This window comes from Vibrio sp. D173a, from assembly GCF_030248475.1.
In genome coordinates this window covers 1-685 of record NZ_JAHGAH010001160.1, presented here as the reverse complement: position 1 = coordinate 685, position 685 = coordinate 1, and the positions used below count along the sequence as shown (strand labels likewise).

At 35.3% G+C, this 685-nt stretch carries 1 pseudogene; it reads right to left on the bottom strand.

The features are described 5' to 3' along the window. Positions 1-502: 502 nt before the first annotated feature. A pseudogene (locus tag KIV40_RS32005) lies at positions 503-685 on the bottom strand (LysR family transcriptional regulator); the annotation flags it as partial.

The following is a 685-nucleotide window of genomic DNA, read 5'->3' as shown; positions in this document are numbered from 1 at the left end:
CAGAAAAACTTCGATAAGATGTATAACTCGAAAAGCAACTAAACCGCTTTTTGCTTAATCATTCCATAAAAAAGCCCGCTAAATGCGGGCTTTGTTGTGCAAGTAACACAAAAATTAGAAGGTCTCAGAGTTGAATTAGCCTTTGATTTTAAAAACGACGTTACATTTAACGCACTTGTATTTCGCTTTGATCCCCAAAACCTTATCAAAAAAAGTTCTGTGCACTCTTACAACTTGTTGTTCTTTACATTTACATTTCATAAAATTCAGAATACCATACCGTCAATAATTTGATTATACGTACCCCATATTTAAAGTAAACGCGTTTTACATTTTGTTGCATAAATACAATAGCTAAAGCGAGCAAAGTCACATTAAAAATCGATATTTTTAGTGACACTCTGCCCAGTTTTTGCGATTAGATTTAAGTTAATAAGGTGAAACAACACCACATCCCGAATTTTAAAACTTAAGCTGTCTGATTATTGACACTCCCATTTAACTAAACGTATTGCTTCACAAATTCAATAAAGGTTCGATCTGCCTTCGATAAATACCCCTCTTTGCGCCATGCGAGTGATAGGTTTAACTTTACTGGTTCGCTAAATGGGATACCCACGACATCCGACTCATACTCTGTGACTAAGCTGAGTAATGCGGTGATTGCAAACTCTTGTTTTACGAT